21 protein-coding genes are annotated in these 26,163 nt (G+C 63.5%); 7 read left to right on the top strand and 14 right to left on the bottom strand.

Annotated elements, in window-relative coordinates:
• Positions 1-126: 126 nt before the first annotated feature.
• Entirely contained in the window at positions 127-1,758 is a 1,632-nt protein-coding gene (locus AC1AV0_RS04395) for a sodium/proline symporter (protein WP_476571459.1), read from the top strand.
• 28 nt (positions 1,759-1,786) lie between these two features.
• Here the strand turns inward: AC1AV0_RS04395 and AC1AV0_RS04390 are convergent, their stop codons facing one another.
• Both AC1AV0_RS04390 and trpS read right to left on the bottom strand, forming a co-directional pair.
• Positions 1,787-3,412, bottom strand: a complete 1,626-nt coding sequence (locus AC1AV0_RS04390) for an amidohydrolase (RefSeq protein WP_476571457.1) — start codon at positions 3,410-3,412, stop codon at positions 1,787-1,789.
• Between the two features lie 95 nt (positions 3,413-3,507).
• On the bottom strand, positions 3,508-4,617 hold the full coding sequence (gene trpS / locus AC1AV0_RS04385; RefSeq protein WP_476571455.1) for a tryptophan--tRNA ligase: 1,110 nt from the start codon (positions 4,615-4,617) through the stop codon (positions 3,508-3,510).
• 148 nt (positions 4,618-4,765) lie between these two features.
• Here trpS and AC1AV0_RS04380 point away from each other — a divergent pair, with 148 nt between their 5' ends.
• Positions 4,766-5,191, top strand: coding sequence for a DUF3073 domain-containing protein (locus tag AC1AV0_RS04380; RefSeq protein ID WP_476571453.1), 426 nt, complete (start codon positions 4,766-4,768; stop codon positions 5,189-5,191).
• A gap of 44 nt (positions 5,192-5,235) precedes the next feature.
• Here the strand turns inward: AC1AV0_RS04380 and AC1AV0_RS04375 are convergent, their stop codons facing one another.
• Positions 5,236-5,661, bottom strand: a complete 426-nt coding sequence (locus tag AC1AV0_RS04375; protein WP_476571451.1) for a sterol carrier family protein — start codon at positions 5,659-5,661, stop codon at positions 5,236-5,238.
• Between the two features lie 566 nt (positions 5,662-6,227).
• Between AC1AV0_RS04375 and AC1AV0_RS04370 the strand changes: the two genes are divergently transcribed.
• A complete protein-coding gene (locus tag AC1AV0_RS04370; RefSeq protein ID WP_476571449.1) occupies positions 6,228-8,672 on the top strand; it encodes a glycogen/starch/alpha-glucan phosphorylase in 2,445 nt (814 codons plus the stop codon).
• A 357-nt stretch (positions 8,673-9,029) separates the two neighbouring features.
• Here AC1AV0_RS04370 and AC1AV0_RS04365 read toward each other — a convergent pair whose 3' ends face one another.
• Positions 9,030-9,251, bottom strand: coding sequence for a hypothetical protein (locus tag AC1AV0_RS04365; protein WP_476571447.1), 222 nt, complete (start codon positions 9,249-9,251; stop codon positions 9,030-9,032).
• Between the two features lie 218 nt (positions 9,252-9,469).
• Here AC1AV0_RS04365 and AC1AV0_RS04360 point away from each other — a divergent pair, with 218 nt between their 5' ends.
• Positions 9,470-10,210 (top strand): rhomboid family intramembrane serine protease, encoded by a 741-nt coding sequence (locus AC1AV0_RS04360; RefSeq protein WP_476571445.1) that lies wholly within the window; start codon positions 9,470-9,472, stop codon positions 10,208-10,210.
• A 709-nt stretch (positions 10,211-10,919) separates the two neighbouring features.
• Here the strand turns inward: AC1AV0_RS04360 and AC1AV0_RS04355 are convergent.
• The 3 genes from AC1AV0_RS04355 to crgA form a co-directional block, all read right to left on the bottom strand.
• A complete protein-coding gene (locus tag AC1AV0_RS04355; RefSeq protein ID WP_476571443.1) occupies positions 10,920-11,900 on the bottom strand; it encodes an ROK family protein in 981 nt (326 codons plus the stop codon).
• Between the two features lie 75 nt (positions 11,901-11,975).
• Positions 11,976-13,082 (bottom strand): ROK family protein, encoded by a 1,107-nt coding sequence (locus AC1AV0_RS04350; protein ID WP_476571441.1) that lies wholly within the window; start codon positions 13,080-13,082, stop codon positions 11,976-11,978.
• A gap of 383 nt (positions 13,083-13,465) precedes the next feature.
• Positions 13,466-14,029, bottom strand: a complete 564-nt coding sequence (crgA, locus tag AC1AV0_RS04345) for a cell division protein CrgA (protein ID WP_476571439.1) — start codon at positions 14,027-14,029, stop codon at positions 13,466-13,468.
• An 82-nt stretch (positions 14,030-14,111) separates the two neighbouring features.
• Between crgA and AC1AV0_RS04340 the strand changes: the two genes are divergently transcribed.
• From AC1AV0_RS04340 to AC1AV0_RS04330, 3 genes are all read left to right on the top strand, one after another.
• On the top strand, positions 14,112-14,888 hold the full coding sequence (locus AC1AV0_RS04340; protein WP_476571438.1) for a DUF881 domain-containing protein: 777 nt from the start codon (positions 14,112-14,114) through the stop codon (positions 14,886-14,888).
• Between the two features lie 4 nt (positions 14,889-14,892).
• On the top strand, positions 14,893-16,008 hold the full coding sequence (locus AC1AV0_RS04335) for a class E sortase (protein ID WP_476571436.1): 1,116 nt from the start codon (positions 14,893-14,895) through the stop codon (positions 16,006-16,008).
• Positions 16,009-16,103: 95 nt separating this feature from the next.
• Complete coding sequence (locus AC1AV0_RS04330) at positions 16,104-16,748, top strand: anthranilate synthase component II (protein ID WP_476571434.1); 645 nt, start codon at positions 16,104-16,106, stop codon at positions 16,746-16,748.
• 449 nt (positions 16,749-17,197) lie between these two features.
• Here AC1AV0_RS04330 and pknB read toward each other — a convergent pair whose 3' ends face one another.
• The 7 genes from pknB to AC1AV0_RS04295 are packed head-to-tail and all read right to left on the bottom strand — an operon-like array spanning position 17,198 to position 26,138.
• On the bottom strand, positions 17,198-19,300 hold the full coding sequence (gene pknB / locus AC1AV0_RS04325; RefSeq protein WP_476571432.1) for a Stk1 family PASTA domain-containing Ser/Thr kinase: 2,103 nt from the start codon (positions 19,298-19,300) through the stop codon (positions 17,198-17,200).
• Positions 19,297-20,259 (bottom strand): serine/threonine-protein kinase, encoded by a 963-nt coding sequence (locus AC1AV0_RS04320; RefSeq protein ID WP_476571431.1) that lies wholly within the window; start codon positions 20,257-20,259, stop codon positions 19,297-19,299. The genes pknB and AC1AV0_RS04320 overlap by 4 nt, the downstream gene beginning before the upstream one ends.
• Positions 20,256-21,722, bottom strand: coding sequence for a peptidoglycan D,D-transpeptidase FtsI family protein (locus tag AC1AV0_RS04315; RefSeq protein WP_476571430.1), 1,467 nt, complete (start codon positions 21,720-21,722; stop codon positions 20,256-20,258). The genes AC1AV0_RS04320 and AC1AV0_RS04315 overlap by 4 nt, the downstream gene beginning before the upstream one ends.
• On the bottom strand, positions 21,719-23,146 hold the full coding sequence (locus AC1AV0_RS04310; protein ID WP_476571428.1) for an FtsW/RodA/SpoVE family cell cycle protein: 1,428 nt from the start codon (positions 23,144-23,146) through the stop codon (positions 21,719-21,721). The genes AC1AV0_RS04315 and AC1AV0_RS04310 overlap by 4 nt, the downstream gene beginning before the upstream one ends.
• Complete coding sequence (locus tag AC1AV0_RS04305; protein WP_476571427.1) at positions 23,146-24,873, bottom strand: PP2C family protein-serine/threonine phosphatase; 1,728 nt, start codon at positions 24,871-24,873, stop codon at positions 23,146-23,148. The genes AC1AV0_RS04310 and AC1AV0_RS04305 overlap by 1 nt, the downstream gene beginning before the upstream one ends.
• Positions 24,874-24,877: 4 nt before the next feature.
• Positions 24,878-25,423 (bottom strand): FHA domain-containing protein FhaB/FipA, encoded by a 546-nt coding sequence (locus AC1AV0_RS04300; protein WP_476571426.1) that lies wholly within the window; start codon positions 25,421-25,423, stop codon positions 24,878-24,880.
• Between the two features lie 13 nt (positions 25,424-25,436).
• The gene (locus AC1AV0_RS04295) at positions 25,437-26,138 is read right to left on the bottom strand and encodes an FhaA domain-containing protein (RefSeq protein WP_476571425.1); all 702 of its coding nucleotides are present in this window, start codon (positions 26,136-26,138) and stop codon (positions 25,437-25,439) included.
• Between the last annotated feature and the right edge of the window lie 25 nt (positions 26,139-26,163).

Below are 26,163 nucleotides of genomic sequence, written 5' to 3'. Positions count from 1 at the left end.
ACATTGTTGTGGCGCGAGCATTCGCTTGCGGCACAACATCATTTACAACACTATCGGCGCATCGGTGGGGCGGCGTATCGCGTCGCGCCCAAGACGCCTGAACATCGCAAGAGCGGGGGAACGTCCATGATTTCCAGCGATTTCTGGGTCGCACTGGCCATGATCATCTACTTCGCGGCCATGCTCGTCATCGGTTTCGTCTACTCGAAACGCTCCAACTCCTCCGTCAAACAGTACTTCGCCGGCGGCCGCGGCGTCGGCCCGTGGCTTACCGCGCTCTCCGCCGAAGCTTCCGACATGTCTGGCTGGCTGCTTATGGGCCTGCCCGGCGTCGCCTACTTCACCGGCGCGGCCGACGCGATGTGGACAGCCATCGGACTCGCCATCGGCACCTACCTCAACTGGAAAATCGTCGCCAAACGACTGCGCCGCTATTCGGTCGTCGCTGGCGACGCCATCACCATCCCCGACTTCTTCTCCAAACGATTCCACGACCGGCGCAACATCATCTCCACCATCGCCGCGCTGATCATCCTCGTGTTCTTCTGCGTCTACGTGGGCAGCTGCTTCGTGACCGTCGGCAAACTCTTCGCCACCCTCTTCGGCCTCGACTACCGGCTGATGATGATCGCCGGCGCGCTGGTGGTGTTCGCCTACACCATCATCGGCGGCTATCTCTCCGTCGTCGTCACCGACTTCGTGCAGGGCGTGCTGATGTTCTTCGCACTCGCCGTCGTATTCGTCGGCTCGGTCGTCTCCGTCGGCGGTGTGGGCGAAACCGTCGCCTTCCTGCAATCCATCCCCGGCTTCCTCTCCGGCACCCAAGTGGCCTCCCCGCAACTCGACCCGGTCACCGGCGAACAGCTGATCGAAGCCGGACGCGCGCTGTTCGGCGAGCCGGCTGACTACGGCGTCATCACCATCATCTCCATGCTGGCGTGGGGACTGGGCTACTTCGGCATGCCGCAGGTACTCGTGCGCTTCCTCTCCATCCGCAGCGCCGACGAAGTGAAGCAATCGCGTGTGATCGCCACCACCTGGTGCGTGCTCTCGCTGACCTGTGGCATCTGCATCGGCCTAGTCGGTCGAGCGATGATGCCCACGGAATTCGCCACGCAGGCCGCCGCGGAAAGCGTGTTCATCGTCATCGCGCAGACCCTGCTGCCGAGCTTCATGTGCGGCGTGGTGGTTTCCGGCATTTTCGCCGCCTCGATGAGCTCGTCCTCGTCGTACATGATCATCGGCGCGTCCGCGTTCGCGGAGAACATCTTCCGCGGCGTGCTGTTCAAGAAGGCTTCCGACCGGCAGGTGATGATCGCGGCGCGGTGCACGCTGCTTGTCATGCTGCTGTTCGGCATCGTCGCCGCGGCGGACCAGAACTCCTCGATTTTCCAAGTCGTCTCCTACGCGTGGGCTGGACTGGGCGCCTCGTTCGGGCCTCTGATGCTGTGCTCGCTGTACTGGCGGCGTGCCAACAAAGCCGGTGCGATCGCCGGCATGCTGGTCGGCGCGGCCACCGTGTTCATTTGGCATACGCTGGTGAAACCGTTGGGTGGCGTGTTCGCGATCTACGAGCTGCTGCCCGCATTCCTCATGTCACTGCTGGCCATCGTGGTGGCTTCGCTGCTGACGCGCGCGCCCGACGCCGAAGTGCTCGACGAATTCGACCACTACATGGACCGTCTGCCCAACGAGATGGTCGCCGGCGACGTGATCTCCTCCGAAACCATGGACGGCTCCGCGGTGCTCGAACGCTAGGCGCTAGGCGTCAGCGTCAGCATCAGCGTTAGCGGGACTGATAGGTCCAGCGGCCGGCGAGCATGGTGGCGGTGATGCGCGAGGGCATGGCCCGCATGGCCTCGGGGGAGTCCATCGTGTACGGATCGCAGTCCAGCAGCACCAGATCGGCAGGATCGCCCGGGCGTAGCCGGTCGCGGCCGACCGCGGTGCTGGCCGCCAGCGCTGTGCGCGCGTCCAAGCATTGCTCGGGTTGGAAAGCGTCTCGCGCGGAGGTTTCCGTGCCGAATACTGCGGCACAGATCGCCAGCCAAGGGTCAAGCGGCGCCACCGGGGCGTCGGAACCCATGCGCAGCGTGGCGCCGGCATCCTGAAGCGAGCGGAACGCGTAAGGGATTCCGGCCGGAGCCGCCCAGAATCGGCCGATGACGTCGCGGTCGTCCACCGCATGCTGAGGTTGGATGCTGGCCGCCAATCCCAATGCCGCAAAGCGTGGAATATCCGTGGGTTTGAGCATTTGCGCGTGTTCGATGGAGCCGAAGGCGTGCGTACGCTCCGCTGCGTCCAACACGATGGTGTTCGCCGCGTCGCCGATGGCATGGCATGCGATGGCGAAGCCATGCTCGGTGGCCAAACGCATGTAATCCTCGATCTGCTCCGGCGTGTAGCTCAGCACGCCATACGTGGGTGGCGTGATGCCGGAATACGGCGTGGAGCAGTAGGCGGATCGCGTGTTGAGCGAACCGTCGGAGATCATCTTCATCGCGCCCACATGGCCCAGCCCGTGGCTGCCGGGAAGCTCGTCGCCGGTATGCCAACCCGCGTCGATAGCGGCCTGCAAGCGCTCCGGATACACGCCGGCGTCCACGCGCAAACCATCGATGCCGGCGGCGAACCGCGCGATCCAGCTGTCGATGTTCTCCGCCATCTCATAATCGCGGATGCCCACCACGCCTTTGCGCGCGGCATCGGCCTGCGCCTCGCGCAGCAAGCGGTCGGTCTCCTCCGCCGCGCCCGGCGCGGAATCGAACTTGCAGTAGGCGTCGAACCATTCCAGCTCGCCCACCAGTCCGGTTGTCGGGTCGGGATGCACGCCGAGCAGACGCGCGGCGGCGGAATTCACCCACCCACAGTGCATGTCGGCGCTGGACAATGCCACGGGCTGTTCGCCGGCGGTTTCGTCGATCGCGGCTAAGGTCGGCTGTTCGTCATCGGCCCACAGGGAGTGGCGGAAACGCATACCCACCACGAATCGCGACGGATCCAACGTACCGGCCGCGCGCCGCTCGTCCAGATGCGCGCGCAGCAGCGTCATCGCCTCGGCCGCATTACGGGCCGCGATCAAGCCCAGTCGCCCCAGGGTTTTCGCCCACTGGGTGAAATGCGTGTGACAATCCCATAGGCCGGGGATGATCCAACGTCCGTCGGCGTCGACGATTTGCGCGGAGTCTCCGCCGGCTGAGGCAGTTTTGGTGGTTGGGTCGATTGGGCCGGTGGCGCTAGTGCGTTCGGCGGTATCGGTCGCGTACGCTCCGCCGGAGGTTCCGGTGCGCGGTGTAAACGACTCACCTGTGGCATACGGTGTGATCGCCGTGACCACGCCGCCTTTAACCGTCACGTCCACCACATCGTCGCAGCCGGGAATCCGACATTCCCGCAGAATCATCGCACTCATACTGCCATGATAGGCACGGCGTGATGATATGCGAAGGCCGCTCCGGGATGTCCGAAGCGGCCTTCGCGGTAATGCCGATGATGTGACGGCCGGGCTCAGTACTTCATGCCCATGGCCTCGCGCACCTCGTCGAGCGTGGCTTCGGCCACCTCGTTGGCGCGCTTGTTGCCGTCCGCGAGCACGTCGCGCACATAATCCATGTCCTTGGCGAGTTCGGCGCGGCGCTCGCGATGCGGCGCGAGGAACTCGTTCACCGACTCGGTCACGTACGCCTTAAGCGCGCCGGCGCCGGACGCGCCGATTTCGTCGGCGATCTCCTTGGGGTCGCGGCCGGTGACCAGTCCCGCCGTGGTGAGCAGGGCGGAGACCTGCGGGCGGTTGGTGGGGTCGAAGGTGATGGTGCGCTCGGAGTCGGTGGGGCTCTTCTTGATGAGCTTGGCGGTTTCCTCCGCGGTCGCGCCCAGCATGATCGAGTTGCCGTACGACTTGCTCATCTTGCGTCCGTCCAGTCCGGGGATTTCCGGCGCTTCGGACAGAATCGCCGCCGGCTCGGGGAACACGGGGTTCTTCTTCGCGTACCGCTCGTTGAAGCGGCGGGCGATGGTGCGCGTGATCTCGATATGCGGCAGGTTGTCTTTGCCGATCGGCACGACGTTCGCCTTGCAGAAGAGGATGTCGCACGCCTGATGCACCGGGTAGGTGAGCAGCAGGCCGGTCAGCGCGTGTCCGGAGGCCTCCATTTCGGCCTTCACGGTGGGGTTGCGGTGCAGTTCGGCCTCGGTGACCAGCGAGAGGAACGGCAGCATGAGCTGATTCTCGGCCGGCACGGCGGAATGCGCGTAGATCATGGTCTGCTTGGGGTCGATCCCGGCGGCCATGTAGTCGAGCACAAGGTTGAGCACGTTGTCTTGGATGTGTTCGGTGGTGTCGCGGTCGGTGATCACCTGATAGTCCGCGATGATGATGTTGGAGTGCACACCTTTGTTCTGCATGGCCACGCGCTGCTGGATGGAGCCGAAATAGTGGCCGAGGTGCAGGCGTCCGGTCGGGCGGTCGCCGGTGAGCATGGTGAATTTGCCGGGTTCGGCCTCCAGCTTGACCAGCGTGGCGTCGGACCGCTTCTTCGCCGCCAGGAAGCTGGCGCTCATCTCGTTGCCCGCGGCGGTCAGCTGGGTGCCCTGGGTCTCGTCCGTCTCGTCCGTCATAGTTCTTCCTTCGTCGCCGAAAATGTGTCAAAACCGTGCAAAATACGCTTTTAAGAGTAAATATGTGAGCCGACAAGCGATCGGAACATAACAAGTGGTACGCTTCTATGTGATGAATTGATAGCAAGCATTACTCGCAGGGGGTCAGATGGGCCGCGGACGTCAGAAAGCCAAGCAACAGAAAATTGCTCGTAAGCTCAAGTATCTGACTACCGACACTGATTACGACGAGCTTGCCAAGGAGCTGAGCGAACAGGAGCCGGGCACCGGTTCCACCGATCCGTTCGCCGATATCGAAGACCAATATGCCGACGTCGCCGACGTCGCTGATCCGTACGCCGACGTTGTGGCCGATGCGCCCGCTGACGTCGCCGTTGCCGATCCGGTCGAATCCGCTCCTGAGGCGCCGGTTTCCGTCGGGGACGATTTGGACGAATACGCCAAGTGGGCCGCCGAGGCCGCTGAGGCCGCCGCCAAGGCGAACAGCGGTGAGATGCCCGCGGTGGCGAAGGTCGCGCCGAAGCCGCGCCCGATTCCGATGCCCGTTCCCAGCGCTCTCAAGCCCAAGAAGTAGTCCCGCGCATCCCGTTTCCGCGCCCTACTCGCATCTATAGGCGTCTATAGGGGGAGCAGGTCGCTGAGGTCGTCGCGCTCGCCGACGGCGCTGATGCGGCCGGCCTGCTTTTCCTCATCCCAACCGGTGATGCCAGCGGCCAGGCGCAGCCATACGTCGGGATCCAGTTCGATGACGTCCGGCGGGGTGAGGTTGTGTGGGTCGGAGGCCGGGCCGTCCAGGATTTTGATCGCGCCCCACGGGGCCACGCGCACTTCCACGCCGGGGCCGGGCGCTCTGCGCTCCAGCAGATGCAAGGTGTAGCGCACCGCCATCGCCATGACCGGCCGCGGCAATATCGGTGCCACATCCAGCCGTGCGGTCTGATTCTCTTCGCTGGATATCTCGCCAATCTCCGATTCGGCCGCCTCGCGCCATGCGCGCCATGCGTCGCGTCCTTTGCCGAGGTCCTGTTCGCGTATCACTGCCATGCTCCCATTGTCGCTTGAGGCCCGACCACCCTTCTGAGGTCACCCGTGTGGGGCTGTTTTCTGCCGTCATCCTGAGCGGAGCGCGCAGCGCGCAGTCGAAGGATCTCGCCACTTGATGCCAAAGGCCGTGGGATCCTTCGACTCCGCTCAGGATGACGGGTGGGTTCGCTCAGGATGACGGGCGGGTTTGTGCGGAATGATGTGGAGCGTTGCTGAGGTGTGTCCAAGTTGTGGACTGTCTGCGTGTTGCGTTGTGAGACTGCGGTCGGAGCGCTTAGGCCCCATTAAGAGGTGTCTGAAGTCGCGTGTTATCGCCATTGTGAGCGCCAACATCGCTGCACAAAACCGGATGGTAACGAGTGCACGCCCGTATCGCCTGAAAACGCGGGATTTACACCCGCCGATTACCGACTACAATAGACCACTGTTGACAACGTATGCATACAGCAAAACGAATGTATACAGCCAAAACACGAAAGTTCACGCCGGCGTGGATGCATGAAACCATCCCTCGTCATACTATTGACGGGGAAACACACCGGACGAACCGGAAGGAAAGTCAGAATATGACCGAAATCACCGCACCGAAATCTCCCGTGTCGGCGGAGCAGTTCGCCGATGAGATTCGCGAACAGCTCAAGTATGGTCAGGGCGTCACCGTCGAGCAGGCCACCCCGGCCGATGTGTACGTCGCGGCCTCGCAGGCTGTGCGCCGTCATCTGATGGATTCGTGGATGCAGACCCAGGCCGATATGGTCAACGGCAACACCAAGGCCGTCGGCTACCTGTCCGCCGAGTTCCTGATGGGCAAGCAGCTGCGCAACGCCCTGCTCAACGCGGGTCTCACTGAGCAGTTCGACACCGCCGTCGAAGCGCTGGGATTCAACTATCAAGACGTGATTGACGCCGAGCATGAGCCGGGTCTGGGCAACGGCGGCCTCGGCCGTCTCGCCGCCTGCTTCATCGACTCGCTCGCCTCGCTGGGCGTGCCCGCGTTCGGCTACGGCATCCAGTACAAGTACGGCATCTTCGAGCAGGCCTTCGATAAGGACGGCAAGCAGATCGAAAAGCCCGACTACTGGCTGACCAACGAGGAGCCGTGGGGCCACATCGACTACAACCGCTCGCAGAAGGTCTCCTTCGGTGGCGAGGTCGTCGAAGAGGGCGGCAAGAAGGTGTGGAAGCCGGCCTGGTCCGTGCGCGCCGTGCCGGTCGATTACATGGTGCCGGGCTATGCTTCGGGCCGCGTGAACACGCTGCGTCTGTGGAGCGCGAAGTCCTACGATGAGTTCGATCTGCTCACCTTCAACCGCAGCGAGTACCTCGACGCCGTCCGCCCGCAGGTCGCCGCCGAGAACATCTCCAAGATCCTCTACCCGGAGGATTCCACCCCGCAGGGCAAGGCGCTGCGTCTCGAGCAGCAGTACTTCTTCGTGGCCGCGTCCATCCACGACGCGATCCGCGTGTTCTACCCCGGCCAGGAGAACCCCGACCTGACCACCTTCCCGAGCAAGATCTGCTTCCAGCTCAACGACACCCATCCGGTGATCGGCATCCCCGAGCTGATGCGCGTGCTGATCGACGAGTACGGCTACGACTGGGATACCGCCTGGGACATCACCACCCGCACGTTCAACTACACCTGCCACACGCTGCTGCCCGAGGCGCTGGAAGTCTGGCCCGCCAGCCTGATCGGCGAGCTGCTGCCGCGTCATCTCGAGATCATCAAGAAGATCAGCGAGCAGTTCACGGCCGAACTCACCTCCAAGCATGTGGACGCCGACACCATCAAGGAGATGGAGATCTACACCGGCGACTCCGTGCGCATGGCCTACCTCGCCACGTACGGCGGCTCGCACGTCAACGGCGTGGCCGAGCTGCACTCGCAGCTGCTCAAGGACGTCACGCTGAAGAACTTCTCCGACGTCTACCCGGACAAGTTCACCAACGTGACCAACGGCGTGACCCCGCGTCGCTTCATCAAGCTCGCCAACCCGCGCCTGTCCGACCTGATCACCGAGGGCCTCGGCACCGACAAGTGGCTGAGCGACCTTGAGCTGCTCAAGGGACTGGCTCCGCTGGCCGACGACGAAGAGTTCGTCAAGAAGTTCGCCGCCGTCAAGCAGGCCAACAAGGTCGACTTCTCCAACTACGCCAAGCGCGAGTACGGTTTCGACATCGACCCGAACACCATGATCAACACCATGGTCAAGCGTCTGCACGAGTACAAGCGCCAGGCTCTGAAGATCCTCGCCCTGATCGCGCGCTATGCGGACATCAAGAACGGCAACATGTCCGCCGACGAGGTGATGCCGCGCACCGTGGTCTTCGGCGCGAAGGCCGCCCCGGGCTACTATCTGGCCAAGATGACCATCCAGCTCATCAACAACGTGGCGCGCGTGGTCAACAACGATCCGGACGTCAAGGGCAAGCTGAACGTGTACTTCCCGTGGAACTACAACGTGCGCCTCGCCCAGCACCTGATCCCCGCCACCGACCTCGATGAGCAGATCTCGCAGGCCGGCAAGGAGGCCTCGGGCACCGGCAACATGAAGTTCGCCCTCAACGGCGCGCTCACCGTCGGCACGCTCGACGGCGCGAACGTGGAGATCCGCGAACGCGTCGGCGCTGAGAACTTCTTCCTCTTCGGCATGACGGTCGACGAGGTGGACGCCCTCTACGCCTCCGGCTACAGCCCCGCCGCCTTCTACGAGGCCGATCCGCGCCTCAAGCAGGCCATCGACATGATCTCCGGCGGTGCCTTCTCCAACGGCGACCGCAACACCTTCGCGCCGCTGGTTGCCGACTGGCTGACCAAGGACTGGTTCATGACCCTGGCGGACTTCCACGCCTACACCGAGATCCAGGCCGATATCGAAGCCCTGTACGCACAGCCGCTCGAATGGCACCGCCAGGCCATCCTCAACGTCGCCAACTCCGGCTACTTCAGCTCGGATCGCTCGATTGAGGATTACCTCGAGCGCATCTGGGAAACCGGTCCGCTCGCCTGACGGTTCGCGGGCAGTATTGCTGCCTCGCGACTGTCGACGCGCCTGACGATTTCCAAGGGCTCCGTCTTCTGACGGAGCCCTTTTCGTTATCCCGTATGGAAGGAAAGACACCTCCGCCCAAGGCGGTGCAAAACCCTCTCCAAAGAGGTCATGGAGAGTTTGGTGTGTCGGGTTGTTGAGCCTTGCCCATGTAAAACGATTGATTCTTAAGTTTGGTGTGCGAAATCGGCCTCGTCGGGCAATTCCGACACACCAAACTCGCCATTGGCCCATATTCAGATGTTTCGGACACCTAAACAAACAGGGTCCTCTCCGCACATCGTGCGGAGAGGACCCTGCCTAACGGAATTAAGAAGGTCAGGCGACTTCCGGCTCGGCGATTTCGTCGGCCTCGTCAACCTCGTCTTCGGCCTTGCTCAGGCCCAGATCGACCGGCGAGGAGCTGTTCTCCCACGGCTCCTCCCACGGATCGTAATCCGGATTCTGCTGCTTGTAGATGTACAGACCCACGGCAGCGGCGAGCAGCGCGCCGAACAGCAGCGCGAAGAACTTCCAACCGTTAGAAGACTTATTCTCCATGACGGCTCCTTTCCCTGAGGATGTTGGCCAGTCTGCCCATTCAGGCCGACCCTGCTCTCCATCTTAATCCCGCTGTTGTGTTGATTGGGTGAGATTGTCGTAAGGAATCCGCCCGTCGTGTCGGCTTTGCGAATTCGGGTCGATTGTCCCAATTCGCCCACCGCCGCTACCTCAACGCCCGCGGCGAAAGCGGCAGCGCTGCCGATACTATGGAGCTCATGACACGTTTCAGCATGTTCCCCCAGTCCCCCGCGCCCAGCCTGAACAAGAAGGCCATCGCCTACGAATGGAAGAACGGCGGGCCCGTGATCACGTGGGCGATCATCGCCATCTGCGTGGTGGTGTGGCTGGTGGAGGTGCTGACGCGGCTGCTCATGCCGCAGGTCTTCTCCGCGCTGGTCTCCGCCGGCATGGTGATGCCCGCCACGATGGTGATTCGCCCGTGGACCTGGCTCACCTCGATGTTCCTGCATGCGCCCAGCATGCTGCATATTCTGTTCAACATGCTGGCCCTGTGGTCCGTAGGGCCGATTCTGGAACGCATGATGGGCCACTGGCGCTACCTCGCGCTGTACCTGATCTCCGGTTTCGGCGGCAGCGTCGGCCTGCTTGTGTGGGCGCGGCTGACCGGCGACTGGTTCACCGCGGCCTACGGTGCGTCCGGCGCGCTATTCGGCCTGTTCGCTGCGCTGTTGGTGGTGTATCGCCGCATCGGTGTGGATATTCGGTCGATGCTGATTTGGATGGGCATCAACTTCCTGATGCCGCTGGTGGTCGGCAATATCGCTTGGCAGGCTCATGTGGGCGGATTCGTGGTGGGCGGCGCGCTCACCTGGCTGCTGGTGGGCGGTCTGCCCGCGCTGCGCCGCCGTTCGTTCACCCAGCGCATGTGGATATATGGCACGGCGATGGTGGTGCTGTTGCTGATTGTGGTCGTGGTCTGCACGCCGTATCTGTAGTCCTATAGGCGATACTGCTGCCGCGCTGGGAGGTGGCGGTGCCGCTGCCGCCTGAGTCGGGCGATGTTGCCGTGCCTTGCCGGGGCGGCTGTTCGCTTCGGGTGTCTGTGTACTTAAGGTTGCCCGTCGACGGAGGAATCCAAAAAGGATTTTCCGTCGACGGGTTTTCTTTTTGCGGCTTGTGGCGTGACCCGTACGGGAGATGTGCACATGGTGAATTACACGCGTGTAGTTTTCCACATCATGTGGAAAACAATGTGGATAAACCACGTAAGTTATCCACAGTTATCCCCACAGGTGAGTTGTACACAACTTATCCACCGTGCCAATGTGGATAATAAATCGTTGGAATAACGCCAAAAACTGACTGTGGATAACTCTATGTGGATAACTTTTTCAACAGTGCATAACTGTGGATAACACTTTCCACACCATGTGTGTAAGTGGATAACTCACCCACATATTCGGTGGATAACTCCCTATAAGGGTGTTCTGAGCGCTACCGTCATTCGTCGTTTTGCGCCTGTCTCGCTCAAACGCTCATCATCGGGGAGCCAACTGGAGGTCCAAGTGCCAACTCGTGATGGGGTCTATGGGTCTGTGACGCCGTCGGGGCCAAACTCGTAAACACAACGTCGTTGAATCAATTTGGCCCTCCGCACTGTAAGGAACCACAGCGCGGAGGGCCAAATTGCAGCGTCGAAACGTCCTACAGCAGAAGTCTTGCGGAGGCGGCGGCGCCTCGGGCAACGGTGTCGTCACCGTCGTCGGCGTGGGTGATCGCCACTTCGCGCGCGATGGGCACGGGGTAGGCGGCGATGCCGCGGCGGATCGCGGGTTCCAGCAGATCCCACGACTTGGCCACGCTGCCGCCGATCACCACTTCGTCGATGTCGAGCAGGGACTGGCAGATGGCCACGGCCTTGGCCACGCTGTCGCCGGCCTGGTCCCACAACGCCTGCGCGCGTTCGTCGCCGGCGCGGGCCAGATCGCCGACCGTGCGGGTGTCCTCATTACCGCCGGTGGCTTCATGCCACAGGCGTGCGATGCCGCGTCCGCCGGCCAGCGCCTCCAGGTGTCCGCGTGCTCCGCAGGTGCAGGGCACGTCGGCAAAGCCCGGAATATGGCCGATTTCACCGGCGGAGTAGCCTGTTCCGCGGAAGATGCCGCCGTTGAGCCACAGCGCGCCGCCGACGCCGGTGCCGAGCATCAGCCCCAGCACGCTGCGCCGCTGTTCGTCTTGCGGGCGGTTGGCCATTTGCGCGATGAGGAAGGCGTTCACGTCGTTCTCCATCGCCACCGGTACGTCGCGCCAACGCTGCAGCGCGGCGCGGGCGTTGTATCCCGCCCAGCCTTGGAAGGAGTCGGATGCCGCGGTCACGACGCCATGCTCCGAATCGATCAATCCCGCGGCGCCCACGCCGATTGCGGCGATGGTCGGCGCGTTTCCGCCGCAGGCCGCGGCCCACGCCTTGCCGGCCTCGGTGAGGGTGTCGCCGTGTTCACTACCCAAATCGGCGAGCAGAACGTCGGCCATCGAGCAAGCCGCGGCGATCATCGCGTCGCCACCCTCGCTGGCGGGGGTCGGCGCGCTGGTGGAGGCGAGCAGCGCCAAGTCGGAATCGTATAGGCACACCATAATTTTGGTGCCTCCTATATCGATGCCGAGCAGCAGAGGTGAAGTCATCATTGATCCTTTCTGACGAGCCGTGTCACCGCGTCGTCGCAGGGTGTGGCACGTGTGTTTCGGTGGTCACGCGGCGGGTCACAATCGGCCCACGCGCGCTTGCATCACTGCGACCGCCTGCCCCAACAGCACGATATCGTCGCCCTGCTCGCATCGGCGGACGCGTGTGGGGGTGTGGAATTGGGATGAGGTGAGACGGTTGACGGTTTGTTCGGCCGCGGTGAGGAAGGTTTCGCCGACGATGTCCGCGGGGCCGTAGATGGCCACGTCGGATAGGTCGAGCAGGCTCGTCGGCATGGAGAGCGCGGTGCCGAGCCGCTCGCCCGCGAGGGTGAGGATTTCCTGACGCTGGTCTGGATGGTTGAGGAGTTGGGCGTGGAGCACGGGCGCTGAGATCAGTGTCTCCAGGCAGCCGCGCTTGCCGCAGGGGCATTCGGGTCCGTCCGGATCGACGACGACGTGGCCGATTTCGCCGGCCGCGTGGCCGATGCCGTACACGAGTTTGTCGTCGACCAGCACGGCGGCGCCGATGCCGCTGGTGATTTGGATGAAGAGTGTGTCGGGGCCGCCGTCGCCAAGGAATCGTTCGGCGAGCAGCGCGGTGTTGGCGTCGTTGCACACGCGCGTGTGCACGCCGAATTCGCCCTCGACGAGGTCGCGGAGTTCGAGGTTTTCCCAACCGAGGTTGGCGGACAGCATGACGCGGCCTTCGGTGGTCACGACGCCGGGGATGGAGATGCCGATGCCGAGCACGTGGTCGTCGGCTCGGTCGATGAGTTCGCGGATGGTGTCGATGACGTCGTCAAGGCTGACGGTGTTGGCGGCTTCCAGCGGGAGTTCCATGCGGTGCACGACTCGGCCCTGCAGATTGACCAGCGCGCCGCGCATGACGTAAGGCTGGGAAAGGTCGATGGAGACGATACGCCATACGTCTGGATCGATGGTGAGCAGGCGTCCGCGTTTGCCTCGCCCTTCGCGTTCGTCGGTGCCGCTTTCGCGCAGAATGGCTTTGTCGAGCATGTCGGATGCGGCTTCGGACGCCGCCACGCGCGACAGGCCGGTCTGGCGGCCGAGTTCGGCACGGGACATGCGGTTCTGCGGGAACAGCAGGTCGAACATGAGCAGGCGGTTGATGACGCGGATGTCAGAGGGGTCGGCCTTGGAAGCAGCGCGGGGTGCGTTCATGGAAACCTCCTTAATGACGGGCGTGCGGGGGTATGGCATCGTTGCGAGCGGTCGTTTCAGTGTATCACAAAAGTAAGGAACTTAACAAATATATGAGGGTGGATTTTGGACATCTGTCTGTAAGGGATGGTGTCGCTGAAGCTTTATTTTCTGAGCAAATGGAGGTCGACCGATTGCCATGACATCAGATGTCTGAAAACATCACCCCGTTAATTAGTGATTTATGTAAATATTCCTAACTGAAGTGAATGGGGAGCGTCGCGGAGGTTTTGACCCTCTGTGAGCTCAACCCCAACGAGACGGCGCGGACATCGGATAACGGCGAAGGGACCGGCCCTGTGCGGACCGGCCCCTTCGCCGTAAAAGTCTCGTTGGGTTCGCGGTCAGCGCCACCACATGGTCATCAGGAATCCGACCATGATGATCGCGAACGCGATGGCCAGGTTCCAAGCGCCGATATTCGGAATCGGCCAGGAGCCGGACGGCGACAGGTAGTAGACCACGGCCCAGATCAGACCGATGATCATCAGCGCGCAGAACAGCGGCACGAACCAGCGCGGATTCGACTTGGTACCCTTGATGGACTCCTCCACGCGCTTGGTGTTCTCCGCCTGACGGGTCATCATGCGACGCATCTGCGGGGTCAGCGTCGCCTTGTCGGCGGTGGCGTTGAGCACCGCCTGCACCTGCTCCATATCGATGCCGAGCTCCTCCAGATCGATCTCGGAGGAATCCTCCGCCTTGTCATCGGCCTTGTCGTCGGCGGCCTCAGCCTCGACCGCGTCGGCGGTCTCGGTCTCGGTTTCGGCGGTCTCGGTCTCGTCGGCGGTCACCTCAGTTTGGGCGTCGGCCTGGGCGTCGGTCTCAGCCGTCTCAACGGCCTCGCTCTGCCAATCCTTCTGGGCGTTCGAGTCGGTTTCGTGCAGCTCTTGGTCAGCCATCAGCATAGTCTCCATTCAATAGGCTAAAAGTCATAATAGTGGCTACACTCGAAACTAGCGAACAATGCTCACAATAAGCGGGGAATTCATGGCAAAGCATACCGGCAGGCACAGCGCGAAGCGCTCCTGGGTGGCGGGCGTTGCGGTTTTCGTCGTCGTGGCGTTGAGCGGATACCTGCTGATGACGAATGTGCGCGTCAACCGCACCTCGGTCGTCACCTCCAATACGGCCGACCTGGTGGAGCAGGGCGTCGATGAAGTCAACCAACTGCAGGAAGACATCACCGACCTGAGCACCCAAATCAACACACTCACCGAAGTGATCGGCTCGAACGCAGACGACGGCGACGAAACCTCCGATGGCGACGAGACAAGCGGCGAGGACTCCAGCCTGGTGCTCCCCGCCGTCGAGGGCGAAGGCGTGACCGTCACCCTCAACGATTCCCCGCTGTGGGAGAACGTGGTCAACAACTCCGGTTCGGCCGACAACATCAACGACTACGTGATCCACCAGCAGGATGTGGAATCCGTGGTGAACGCGCTGTGGGCGGGTGGCGCCACCGCGATGATGATCATGGACCAACGCGTGCTGTTCAACTCCGCCGTGCTCTGTTCGGGCAACGTGCTCTCGCTGCACGGCAAAAAGTACTCCCCGCCGTTCACCATCTCCGCGATCGGCGATCCCGAACAGCTGCGCGAGGCCTTGGAGGAATCCAAAGCCATCAGCATTCTGCAGGAATACGTGAGCGCGTTCGGCATCGGCTACGACGTGAAGGATGAGGACAATCTGCAATTCCCCGAATCCGCGGCCCTGCTGCAGCCGCTAAAGTATGCCACAGTGAAAACAGACGAAGACGAGGAATAAACGAATGAAACACTCCTCCCATAGGAAAGTCCCCGTGCGGGGAGCGCAGAGAAGGGGAATCGGCTGGCAGATTCTCGGCATCGCCGCGGAACTGCTCATCACCATGGCGGTGGTCTGCGCGCTGTATCTCGCCTGGCAGATGTGGTGGACGGGCGTTCAATCCGAACGCGAACAGAACCAGACGCTGGAATCGGTCTCGTGGAGCGACCCGGGCGAGGACGGAGAGGACGTGACCATCGCGCAGGCGCAGGAGGGCGACCCGCCCCTGCAGCCGACCAGCGCCGAGGAAGGCGAGCTCATCGCCCAGGTGTACATTCCGCGCTTCGGCAGCAGCTGGCAGCGCAATCTGGTGGAGGGGACCAGTCTCGAACAGCTCAATATGCACGGGCTTGGCCACTACACCACTTCGCAGATGCCCGGGCAGGTGGGCAACTTCGCCATCGCGGGCCATCGCAACGGCTATGGGCAGCCGCTGGGCGACGTGGACAAGCTCGAAGTGGGCGACAAAATCATCATCCGCACCGAGGATTACTGGTACGTCTACACCTATACGTCTTACGAAATCGTGCTGCCCACGGATGTGTACGTGATCTCGCCGAACCCGGAGAATCCCAGCGCGGAGCCCACCAAACGCATGATTACGCTGACGACCTGCGAGCCGAAATACACCACGCCCACCCACCGGTGGATCGTGTACGGCGAGCTGGACTACTGGGCCAACGTCTCCGACGGCGTGCCTGCCGAACTCGCCGCCACGGACGAGCAGGGTGCGGTGAAGTTCACCAGCACGCGCACGGAGTCGGTGGCGTCGCAAATCGACTCGCTCCAGCCGCTTATTATCGGCGCACTGGTGGCCTGGGCCGTGCTGTTCATCGCCGCCGCCGTCGCCTGGCGCTGGCCGGTGCTGCGGCAGATCCGCTCCGGCGAACGCCGCCGCCCCGACGCCAGTATCTACGGCTGGCTGCTGCGCGTGCAGCCGGGCGTGCTGCTGATCCGCCTCATCATGCTGGCGCTGCTGATCTTCGCGGCCGCCGCGGCTCTGTTCCAATGGGGATTCCCGTGGGCCGCCGCCAACATTCCCGTGTTGCAGGAGATGTCGAACTTCACCGCCGTCGACTAGTCGGCTGCGCGCGGCCATCCGGCATGCGGCGCATTCGGGCGGGCGGCGACGAGTGGGCTTAGGATAGTGGGCAGTACGGTTTTCAAGGAGCGATTATGACTGATTCGGCCCGCATCCTCGTGGTGGACAACTACGATTCCTTCGTCTACACCATCGTCGGCTATCTCAAAACCTTGGGCGCCACGGTGGATGTGGTGCGCAACGACGCCATCGACCCCGCGCAGCCGGGCCTGCTCGACGCCTATGACGGCGTGCTGATCTCCCCCGGTCCGGGCGCGCCCGCCGAATCCGGCGCCAGCGAAGACATGATCCGCCTGTGTGCGGCCACCCGCAAGCCCATGTTCGGCGTGTGCCTGGGATTGCAGGCGCTGGCCGAGGTGTACGGCTGCACGGTGGGGCACGCGCCCACCATCATGCACGGTAAAACGAGCCCGGTGGAACATATCGACGATGAGATTTTCGAGGGCGTGGCCAATCCGATGACCGCGACCCGCTACCATTCGCTGGCAGTGGAGCCGAGCAGTGTGCCCGACGAGCTGGTGGTGACCGCGTGGACGCAGGGCGACCACATCATCCAGGGCATCAAGCATCGTGATCTGCCGATGTACGCGGTGCAGTTCCATCCTGAATCCGTGATGACGCAGGACGGCTACCGCCTGCTGGCCAATTGGCTGGCGGTCTGCGGCCAGTCTGACGCCGTGGCCCGTTCCGCCGGTCTGCAGCCCAAAATCGCCCGCTGACAGTCGGTCGGAGACCGACCTATAACCGACATTTCAGCCGCATTTCGAGTTTGGTGTGTGAGGCTTTCGAGCCGTGCTCGTGTAAATCGATTGATTCTCAAGTTTGGTGTGCGAAATCGGCCCAGTCGGCCGAATCCGACACGCCAAACTTCACTTCGTCTGTTGGAGAGGCCGCCAGAATGGGTGGACGGACGTGGTTGTTGGGGATCCTTCGACTGCGGGCTACGCCCTCCGCTCAGGATGACGTTGATAACGGTTATTTGTCATGCTGAGCGGAGTGCAATGGAGCCGAAGCATCTCCGCGGAATGGCAAAACAGAAAGCCATTTGCCTCCGCTCAGGATGACGGAGAATGAGAGAAGCCCGGCGGCTGTTGCCGTCGGGCTTCTCTTGTTTGGTATTGGTCGGTGCCGCCACAGTGTTGGTGGGTGGGAATTCACCCACCTCAACCTACTGGTTCATGGTGTTGTTGCCAGAGGTGTCGTCCGGGTCGGTGGTGGCGGGCATGCGGGTGGTGAGCGTGATCGTCGATCCCGCGTCGACCTGGCTGCCGGAGGCCGGATCCATCGCGGTCACCACGGCGAGCGGATTGGTGGAGCTGCCCTCGGCCACCTGCACGGTGAATCCCGCGGCTTGCAGCTTCTGCGCGGCCGACGAGTAGGTGTCGGTGTTCAGCGTGATGCTGGGCACGGTCGCCTGCTCTTTGCCGGTGGAGACCCAAATGGTGATGTTGCCGCGCTGCTCGATGGCGCTGCCAGCCCCAGGCTCCATGCGCGTGACCGACCCCGCGGCCACCGTATCGGAGGTTTCGTTCTGCACCACGACGCTGAAGTGTCGTTCGGTCTGCAGCAGCTGCAGTGCCTGCTCTTGCGTCTGCCCCGTCACGTCGGGCACCGTGGTCATGCCGGTGGAGACGTACAGCGTGATCGACGTGCCCTGCGGCTGCGTGGTGCCCGCCACCGGGTCGGTGCGGGTCACGTTGCCCTGTTCGATGGTGTCGCTGTCTTCCTGCCGCACCGAGGAATTCACGGTGAATCCGGCCTCCTCCAAGGCGTCGCGCGCGTCGTCCTGGCTGTAATCCGTCACGTCGGGCACGGAGACCGACGACGGTCCGGCGGAGAACTCGACCGTCACCGTCGAGCCCACCTCCACCTGTTCGCCACCTGCGGGCGACTGGTCGACGAATGTGCCCTCCGGTTCGGTGGATTCCACATCCTTGATGTCCGCCTTAAGCCCCAGCGCCTCGAGTTCGGATTGCGCGCGGGTTTTGGTGGTGGTGGAGTTGAAGGTGGGCACGGTGACCGTTTCCACCTGCTCCTCGGTGCCGCCGTTCATGAAAAGCACCGCGCCGATGATGATGGCGAGCAGCGCCAGCACGCCGACGATCGTTCCGATGATGGCCTGCTTCTTGCGTTTCGCTTTGGCCGCCGCCGCGCGCTGTTCGGCACGGGTCCTGACCGCGGTGTCGGCCGCGTTCGGCGCGAGCGGGGAGCGCACGGGTTCGAATTGCCCGGTGACCGGGTTGAAGGCCTGCGTGGCGGCCGTTTCCGGCCCGTGCATCGCGGCCATAGCCTGGGTCGCCTGCGTGGCCGCGATTTGCGTGGCCTGCGTGGCAGCATCCTGTTCGGCCTGTTTGCGCGCCTTCATATTCGCCAGGTCGGTCAGCGGATTGAATGCGGCCGCCACGGGCACGCCGCCGTTCATGTAGGTGAGCACGTCGTTCTTGAATTCGGCGGCCGTCGCGTACCGGTTCTGGCGGTCCTTGGCCATGGCCTTCGCGCAGATCGAATCCCACATCTTCGGCAGGCCCGGCACCACCGCGCTCGGCGGGGTGGCCACTTCGGAGACGTGTTGGTAGGCGATCGCCACGGCGGAGTCGCCGGTGAAGGGCGGGCGCCCGGTGAGCATCTCATAGAGCACGCAGCCGGCGGAATACAGGTCGGAGCGCATGTCCACGGTTTCGCCGCGCGCCTGCTCGGGGGAGAGGTACTGCGCGGTGCCGACCACGCCCTGCGATTGGGTCATAGTGGCGGCGGAGTCGTCAAGCGCACGCGCGATGCCGAAATCCATCACCTTGACCATGCCCTGCTCGGAGATCATGATGTTGCCCGGCTTGATGTCGCGGTGGATGATGCCCATGCGGTGCGAGTATTCGAGCGCGCTGAGCACGCCCATCATCACCTGCTCGGCGTCGCGCTGGCTCAGCGGCCCGTTCACCTTGATCACGTCGCGCAGGGTCTGTCCCTTGACGTATTCCATCACGATGTACGGCAGATGCTCGGTGTGCCCGTTGGCGTCGACCACCGCCTCCTCGCCGGAGTCGTAGATGTTCACGATGTTCGGGTTGTTCATCTGCGCCACCGCGTGCGCCTCGCGGCGGAAGCGGCTCAGGAAGATCTCGTCGTTGGCGAGATCCGCGCGCATGATCTTCACGGCCACGGTGCGTCCCAAGCGTGTGTCAAGGGCGACGCGAACCTCCGCCATACCTCCGCGGCCGATGAGCTGTCCCAGCTGGTAACGGCCGTTGGCCAGTGCGCTCGGCATGCTGCTCATTGCTGTTCCCTCCAAATCATCTGGTTCGTGCTCAGAAGAGTCGCCGCCGGTTTCGGCGCGCTGGACACCCTGCGCGGAACACGCGCGCCTGTGGTGACCATGGTGGTGTTGTCGTTCATTTCGGTCTGCTGGTCGAGCAGGCGACGTTCGATGCGCGCGAGCGTGCGCGAGACGACAAGCGCGTCCTTCGGCCGGTCAAGCGGATCCTTGGACAGCATCGACATCACAAATTGCGACAGCTGCAGATCCGTGGAGTCAGGCAGCGGCGGCACGGGGTTGTTCACATGCGCCGCGGCGATATCGACCGGGGTGGCCCCGGTGAACGGCCGGTGGCCTGTGATCCCCTCATAGGCCACGACTCCCAGCGAGTAGATGTCGGACTGGGGGGAGGCCTGCAAGCCTTGCGCCTGTTCGGGAGAGATGTATTGCGCGGTGCCCACCACCATGCCGTCCTGCGTGATCTGCGCTTGGTTGGTGGAGTAGCTCACGCCGAAGTCGGTGATTTTCACTTCGCCGGTGTCGGAGACCATGATGTTGGCCGGCTTGATATCGCGGTGGATCACGCCGTGGCTGTGCGCGATGAACAGGCCGCGGGCCGTCTGGATGAGGATCGGCAGCAGTTCGGTGGGCTCCATCGGCCCTTCCAACGCGCGGAAACGGTCCGCCAATGAGCGGGAAGGCACGTATTCCATGATGAGGAAACCGATGCCGTCATGCTCGTAGTATTCGAACAGCGCGGCGATGTTCGGATGCGCCAGATTGGCGGAATTGTGCGCTTCTGCCCGCAGACGATGCAGTTTGGCCTCGGCGTTGGTCACGTCCGACCGCAGCGCCTTGATAGCCACCTCGCGCCCGAGCTGAATGTCGTAGCCTTTCCACACTTCGCCCATGCCGCCCTGCGCGAGACGCGAGTCGAGGCGGTAGCGGCGGTGGATCAGCTGTCCTTCGATGAGTTTCATTGCTGTAACGCCTCCTGCATCAGTGCGCGCATAATCGGGCCGGCTGCGAGCGAACCGGTCACATCCACATTATGCACAACCACGGCGATGGCGATTTGCGGATCGTCGGCGGGGGCGAATCCGATCACCCAACCGTCGATGGAATCGTTGCTTGTGCCGATCTGCGCGGTGCCGGTTTTCGCGGCCACCGCCACGCCGTCGATCGAAAGGTTCTGGTTCGTCTTGGTGACCACCGACTCCATCATCTGCGTGAGGGTGTCGGCGGTGCTGGCGCTGAACGCCTCGCTCATCACCTGCGCGCTGGTTTGCGAGAGCACGGTCAGGTCGCTGGATCGCACGCGGTCCACCAGGGTGGGGCGCATCAGCGTGCCGTCGTTGGCGATGGCCGAGGCCACCATCGCCATCTGCAATGGCGTGGCGGTGGTGTCTCCCTGCCCGATGGAGGCCAGCGCGAGCCGGTCGTCGGCCAGGCTTTGCGGGAATTGCGAGGCAGTGGCCGTCATCGGCGTGCCGGTCGATTCGGTGCCGTCCACCACAATCGAACTGTTGAAGCCGAGTTTTTCGGCCATTTCGTTCACCGTATCCGCGCCGAGGGCCACGCCCAGCTGCGCGAAGGCGGTGTTCGACGAATAGGCGAGGGCGTCCTCCAGCGAGATCGTGCCGTTCGAGCCCGCGCCCGCGGCGCTGGAATTCGGCAGTTCGGTGGAGGTGCCGGGCAGCGTGTAGGTCGAGCCCGCGGGAATCTGCGTGTCCGCCTGATAATCGCCCGTCTCCAGCGCGGCCGCCGCCACGATTGTTTTGAAGGTGGATCCCGGCGGATACAGCTCGGAGATGGTCCGGTTGAGCATGGGGTTGCTGTCTTCGCCGATCAGCTCCTGGTATGCGCTGTTGGCGGCCGTCGTGTCGTGGCTGGCCAGCGTGTTCGGATCGTAGCTGGGGGTGCTCACCATGGCGAGGATGCGCCCGGTTTTCGGCTCGATGGCCACCACGGCGCCGTCGTTGGTGCCGAGCTGGTCGTAGGCGAGCTGCTGCAGGGCTGGGTTGATGGAGGTTTCGATGGATGCGCCCTGGTTTTCGGTGCCGGTCAGCGCCGCCTTGAGCCGCTGCCAGAACAGGCTGTCGGATTCGCCGTTGAGCAGCTGCCCGCGCGAGGCTTCGATGCCGCGGTCAGCGCCCTGGCTGATGGAGAAATAGCCGGTCACGGGCGCGTACACGTCGCCGTTGCTGTAGGTGCGCTGGTATTTGAACGCGTCGTTCACCGCTTCCGACGAGGCGATGACCGTGCCGTCCGAAGCGAGGATCGCGCCGCGCGAGACGCCGAACTCGTGGTAGAGGTTGCGGCTGTTGCGCGGATCCGCGTTCAGCGCGTTGGCTTTGACCGCCATGATGACGGTAGTCGACAGTCCCAGGATGACGAAGAGGATCACCACCGCGGTGAACAGTTGACGCAGATACTTGTTCATTGCGTGCCTCCCGTCACCGTGCGGGGGCGGGCGATCGCCTCGGTGGCGCGCGTGCGCTCCTTGAGCTCGCGTTCGCGCAGAGCGGCCAGGGCCTCGTATTGGAAGGTGTCGCTGCTCAGCTCAGGTTCGGGCTTATTGGCCTGATTCGAAATCACCAACAGCAGGGCGGCGAGAATGGAGTTCGCCACCAGACTGGAGCCGCCGGCCGCCATATACGGCAGGGTCAGACCGGTGAGCGGAATGACCAGCGTGATGCCGCCGACCACGGTGAACACTTGGAACGCCATGGTGAACACCAGTCCGGAGGCGAGCAGCTTGCCGAATCCGTCCTTGATCTTCATGGCGGTGATCAGTCCCGATGAGATGATGATCAGATACAGCATGAGCACGACCATCAGGCCGGCCAGCCCCAGCTCCTCACCCACGGAGGCGTAGATGTAGTCGGAATTGGCGAAGGGAGTGAGCGCGGGATGCCCCTCGCCCAAGCCCGTGCCGAGCATACCGCCGGACGCCAGGCCGAAAATGCCGGTGACGATCTGGTAGGAGCCGCCGTACGCCTTGGTGTACTGCTCGTTGCTGAACGGATGCAGCCAGGCGTCGACGCGCGAACCCACATGGCTGAAGATGCTCGCGGCGAGCACCGCGCCCGCGGCGAAGGCGATGAAGCCGATCACAATCCAGCTTTTGCGGCCGGTGGCCACATACAGCATCGAAACGAACATGGCGAAGAACATCAGCGAGGTGCCGAGATCATGCTGCAGCACCAGCACGCCCATCGAGGCGACCCACACCACGATGATCGGGCCCATGTCCTTGATGCGCGGCAGCTGCAGACCCAGCACCTTTTTGCCGCCGACGGCCAGCTGGTCGCGGTGGTCGAACAGGTACGCGGCGAAGAAGAACGCGAGGAACAATTTGGCGAATTCGCCCGGCTGCACCGTGCCCAAGCCGAACACGTTGAGCCAGATGCGCGCGCCGTTCGTCTCCACGCCGAGCACCGGCAGCATCGGCGACAGCAGCAGCGCCAGACCCACCACCATACTTACGTAGGAGAAGCGGCGCAGTACGCGGTAATCCTGAAGGAACACGACGATCAGCGCGACCATCACCAGCGCCAGGCACAGCCACATCAGCTGGCGGAAGGCCACGTCGGTCTCATTCTGCTGGTCGATGCGCGCGATCATCACCGTGCCGATGGATGTGAGCACCAGCACGCACGGCAGAATCGACTGGCTGGCGTACGGCTGGAAGCGGATGCACAGACCCCACACCAGCAGGAAGAGCAGCGCGGCCAACGAGAGCATGGCAACGAAGCGCGTGGGGAATCCGCCGGTGGTGCGCTGGAACATCTGGAAGAAGGCGAGGGCGCTGATCAGCATGGCGAACAGCAGCAGGGAGAACTGACGTAGGCGTAGGGCGATCATCAGGCATCGTCCCCCTTAGAGGAGGCGGAGCTGCCGGAGTTCGAGCCGTTGGGCGAACTGGACGAGCTGTTGGTCGAGTTTGACCGGCTGGATGAGCTGGAGTTCGAGCTGGAACGGCTGGAGTTGGATGAGTCGGACGAGCTGGACCCGTCGGACGAGTCGGCATCGTCGTCAGTGGCAGCGTCCGCGTCGCCATCCTGTCGGGAGGTGGCGTCGGGCGCGGCACCCATCTCTCCGGTCGAGCCCGCGTCTCCATCCTGCTGCTGTTGCAGCTTGGTCATCTCGTCGCGGATGATCTCCACATGGTTCTGAGCCTCGGTCAGGCTTCCCACCACAATGCCCTGCTCAAGCTGGCTGATCCACGTCTGCGGCAGATCCTCCGTATCGATGGAGGTGCGCTCCACCTCATGCGAAAGCTCAAAACCGAACACATTCGTGGGCACGCCCTGATAGATCGCGACCTTGCCGCTCGCATTGCCCACGTAATAGCGCGTCTGGCTCCACCAGTAGGCGCCCGCGCCGGCCGCGGCCAGGGCGATTACCGCAAGCAGGGCGACCCCCACCGCGATCAGACGCTTGCGGATCTTCTTCGCGTGCGAGGCCCGCTCCTGCAGATCCTGCTCGCGGCGGATGGCCTTGGCCACCTCCGGATCGTTGGGGTCGGCCGTGATGCGCCCGTCGGGCGTCTGCACCACGGGAATCTCGCCCGTGTCGGGATTGTCGCGTTCGCCGGTCTCCTCGCGCACGGTGGAGGGCTGGACCACGCGGGTCGTCGCCACGGCGGCGGCCTCGTCCTCTCCGGAGCGGGTCTGCGCCAGCGCGGCGGCGCGTTGGGCGGGGGAATTGTCATCGCGCAGGGCGGGCGCCGAGGCGACCGGTTCGTTGACGATGTCGGCGATGGGTTCCAGACTGCGGCTGGCGGCGCCGCCGACCAGCGGCGTCTGATGCGGCAGATCGAAGGCGTCGGCGTCCAGAGCCAGCGTCGCGTCCGCGATCACCGCGGTCACATTGTCGGTGCTGCCGGCCTTCAGCGACATGGATACCAGCTGTTGCGCGCACTCGCCCTGGTCGGAGGTCGTCGCCATCGTCTCTTCGATGGTGGAATCCTCCAGCACGCCGCACAGGCCATCGGAGCACAGCAGCCAACGGTCGGCCGGGTGGGCCTTGCGGATGGCGATGTCGGGGCGTGGGTCGATGTCGAAATCGCCCAGCACACGCATCACCACATTGCGCTGAGGATGGTTCTTCGCCTCGCCGGGCGTGATGCGGCCCGTGTCGATGAGATGCTGCACGTAGCTGTGGTCGCAGGTCAGGCGCTGCAGCTTGCCATCGCGCAGCAGATAGGCGCGCGAATCGCCGATATGGGCCACCACCCAATAGCCGGCGACCAGCGCCACGGCCGTGACCGTGGTGCCCATGCCGGCGAGCTTGCGTTCGCGCTTCGCCTTGCCGACGATGGCGTCATGCGCGGCCAGCACGGAGGCCTCCATCATGCGGGCGACGGTTTCGACGTCGCCGCCGGTGTCGTCCTGCTCGATATGGGCAAGTGAACGGATCGCGATCGTCGAAGCGGTGTCGCCGCCCGCGTGGCCGCCCATGCCGTCGCATACGGCGATAAGATGCTCGCCCGCGAACGACGAATCCTGATTATTCGAACGCACCGTGCCCACATCGGACACCGTGGTGGAATACAGGAACAAGGGTTGGGAGGCTGCGGAAGTGGGCATGCGGCTACCTCAGTTCAAAGGTCGTGGCGCCGATGCGCACCGCCACGCGCGCAGGCAGGATCGTCGGCGTGGTCAGACGCTGATGGTTGACGACCGTGCCATTGGTGGACTGCAGATCCTCGATGGCCCACTGGCCGGAGGCGGGATCCGCGTACACGCGGGCGTGATGCGAGGAGACGAACTCATCGTCCAGCACCACGGTGTTGGTGGCGGAACGGCCCAACGTGATCACTTCGCCGGTCAGCGGCACGGACGTGCCGGCCAGCGGGCCGTCGATCACCACAAGCAGGGTCGGTTCGGCGTTGGATGCGGGCATGTCGTGCGTGGGCGGCGTGCTTACGCGAGGCGCGGGCTGCGGCACAACCGGTTGCGCGGTCGGCACCTCCACGGCGGCCTTGCGTGCGCGGCGTTCGCGGCGACGGCGGGCGCGCGACGGGCGTGGGCTGAAGGACTCGATATCCTTGTGCAACGAGCGCACCGCCAGCCACAGGAAGATCCACAGCAGGATCAAAAACCCGTATTTCAGTAAGGCGAAAGTCAGTTCGGTCATAACGGCTGGCTGACTATGCCTGCTCCTGTGCGGAAGCCCAGTACAGGATGCGGGTGCGGCCAATCGTGATGGTGTTGCCGTCGAGCAGCGTGGCGGCGGGCACCTGATGGCCTTCCACATACGTGCCGTTGGTGGAGCCCAGGTCGCGGGCGATCACGCCGTTCTCGGTCACGTCGATTTCGAGATGCTTGCGGGAGATGCCCGGGTCGTCGATCACGATGTCGCAGCCGGAGCCGCGGCCGATCACGGTCTGCTCCTTGGTGATGAGGTACTGGTTGCCGTTCACCTCGAGCACGGGGTTGTCCTCGTTCTGGCTTTCGGTGGTCACCGGCACGGCGTTGCCCTGCACGGACTCGGAGGAAAGATTGAAATTGCCTTTGGCCAGGTCGAGGTCCTCTTCGAAGATCACCACCACCGGGCCCACGAAGGCGTAGTGCTGGCTTTTGGCGTATTCGGTGAGGTTGTCCGCCAGCTCGTTGGCGAGGGTCTCGCTGCCCCACGATTCGATGCGGTCGAAATCCGGGGTGCTCAGCTTGAAACGGTATTCGTTCGGGGCCACCGTGCGGTCGCGGCCCACCGGCATGGCTTCGGCGTCGATCTCGCGCTCCAGCGCGCTGGAGAGGTCGACGGGCTGCAGGTCTTTGGAGCCAAATTTCGCGAATACTCCGTTGACCGCACCTTCCACGCTTTTCTCAAAACGGTCGAGAACGCTCATAGTCATCCCTTTCTATTCTCTGCAT

Source organism: Bifidobacterium sp. LH_558 (assembly GCF_056356295.1).
The sequence above is the reverse complement of the archived record's forward strand: the minus strand, read 5'-3'. Positions and strand labels throughout refer to the sequence as shown.

Bases quoted from the DNA above. Each gene is read 5' to 3' on its own strand.
- AC1AV0_RS04365 (WP_476571447.1), bottom strand. From the start codon at position 9,251: ATGGAGAATAAGTCTTCTAACGGTTGGAAGTTCTTCGCGCTGCTGTTC.
- AC1AV0_RS04395 (WP_476571459.1), top strand. From the start codon at position 127: ATGATTTCCAGCGATTTCTGGGTCGCACTGGCCATGATCATCTACTTC.
- AC1AV0_RS04320 (WP_476571431.1), bottom strand. From the start codon at position 20,259: ATGAAACTCATCGAAGGACAGCTGATCCACCGCCGCTACCGCCTCGAC.
- AC1AV0_RS04310 (WP_476571428.1), bottom strand. From the start codon at position 23,146: ATGATCGCCCTACGCCTACGTCAGTTCTCCCTGCTGCTGTTCGCCATG.
- AC1AV0_RS04390 (WP_476571457.1), bottom strand. From the start codon at position 3,412: ATGAGTGCGATGATTCTGCGGGAATGTCGGATTCCCGGCTGCGACGAT.
- AC1AV0_RS04355 (WP_476571443.1), bottom strand. From the start codon at position 11,900: ATGATGACTTCACCTCTGCTGCTCGGCATCGATATAGGAGGCACCAAA.
- AC1AV0_RS04335 (WP_476571436.1), top strand. From the start codon at position 14,893: ATGAAACACTCCTCCCATAGGAAAGTCCCCGTGCGGGGAGCGCAGAGA.
- AC1AV0_RS04360 (WP_476571445.1), top strand. From the start codon at position 9,470: ATGACACGTTTCAGCATGTTCCCCCAGTCCCCCGCGCCCAGCCTGAAC.
- AC1AV0_RS04330 (WP_476571434.1), top strand. From the start codon at position 16,104: ATGACTGATTCGGCCCGCATCCTCGTGGTGGACAACTACGATTCCTTC.
- AC1AV0_RS04315 (WP_476571430.1), bottom strand. From the start codon at position 21,722: ATGAACAAGTATCTGCGTCAACTGTTCACCGCGGTGGTGATCCTCTTC.
- trpS (WP_476571455.1), bottom strand. From the start codon at position 4,617: ATGACGGACGAGACGGACGAGACCCAGGGCACCCAGCTGACCGCCGCG.
- AC1AV0_RS04350 (WP_476571441.1), bottom strand. From the start codon at position 13,082: ATGAACGCACCCCGCGCTGCTTCCAAGGCCGACCCCTCTGACATCCGC.
- AC1AV0_RS04295 (WP_476571425.1), bottom strand. From the start codon at position 26,138: ATGAGCGTTCTCGACCGTTTTGAGAAAAGCGTGGAAGGTGCGGTCAAC.
- AC1AV0_RS04340 (WP_476571438.1), top strand. From the start codon at position 14,112: ATGGCAAAGCATACCGGCAGGCACAGCGCGAAGCGCTCCTGGGTGGCG.
- AC1AV0_RS04300 (WP_476571426.1), bottom strand. From the start codon at position 25,423: ATGACCGAACTGACTTTCGCCTTACTGAAATACGGGTTTTTGATCCTG.
- AC1AV0_RS04380 (WP_476571453.1), top strand. From the start codon at position 4,766: ATGGGCCGCGGACGTCAGAAAGCCAAGCAACAGAAAATTGCTCGTAAG.
- pknB (WP_476571432.1), bottom strand. From the start codon at position 19,300: ATGAGCAGCATGCCGAGCGCACTGGCCAACGGCCGTTACCAGCTGGGA.
- crgA (WP_476571439.1), bottom strand. From the start codon at position 14,029: ATGCTGATGGCTGACCAAGAGCTGCACGAAACCGACTCGAACGCCCAG.
- AC1AV0_RS04370 (WP_476571449.1), top strand. From the start codon at position 6,228: ATGACCGAAATCACCGCACCGAAATCTCCCGTGTCGGCGGAGCAGTTC.
- AC1AV0_RS04305 (WP_476571427.1), bottom strand. From the start codon at position 24,873: ATGCCCACTTCCGCAGCCTCCCAACCCTTGTTCCTGTATTCCACCACG.
- AC1AV0_RS04375 (WP_476571451.1), bottom strand. From the start codon at position 5,661: ATGGCAGTGATACGCGAACAGGACCTCGGCAAAGGACGCGACGCATGG.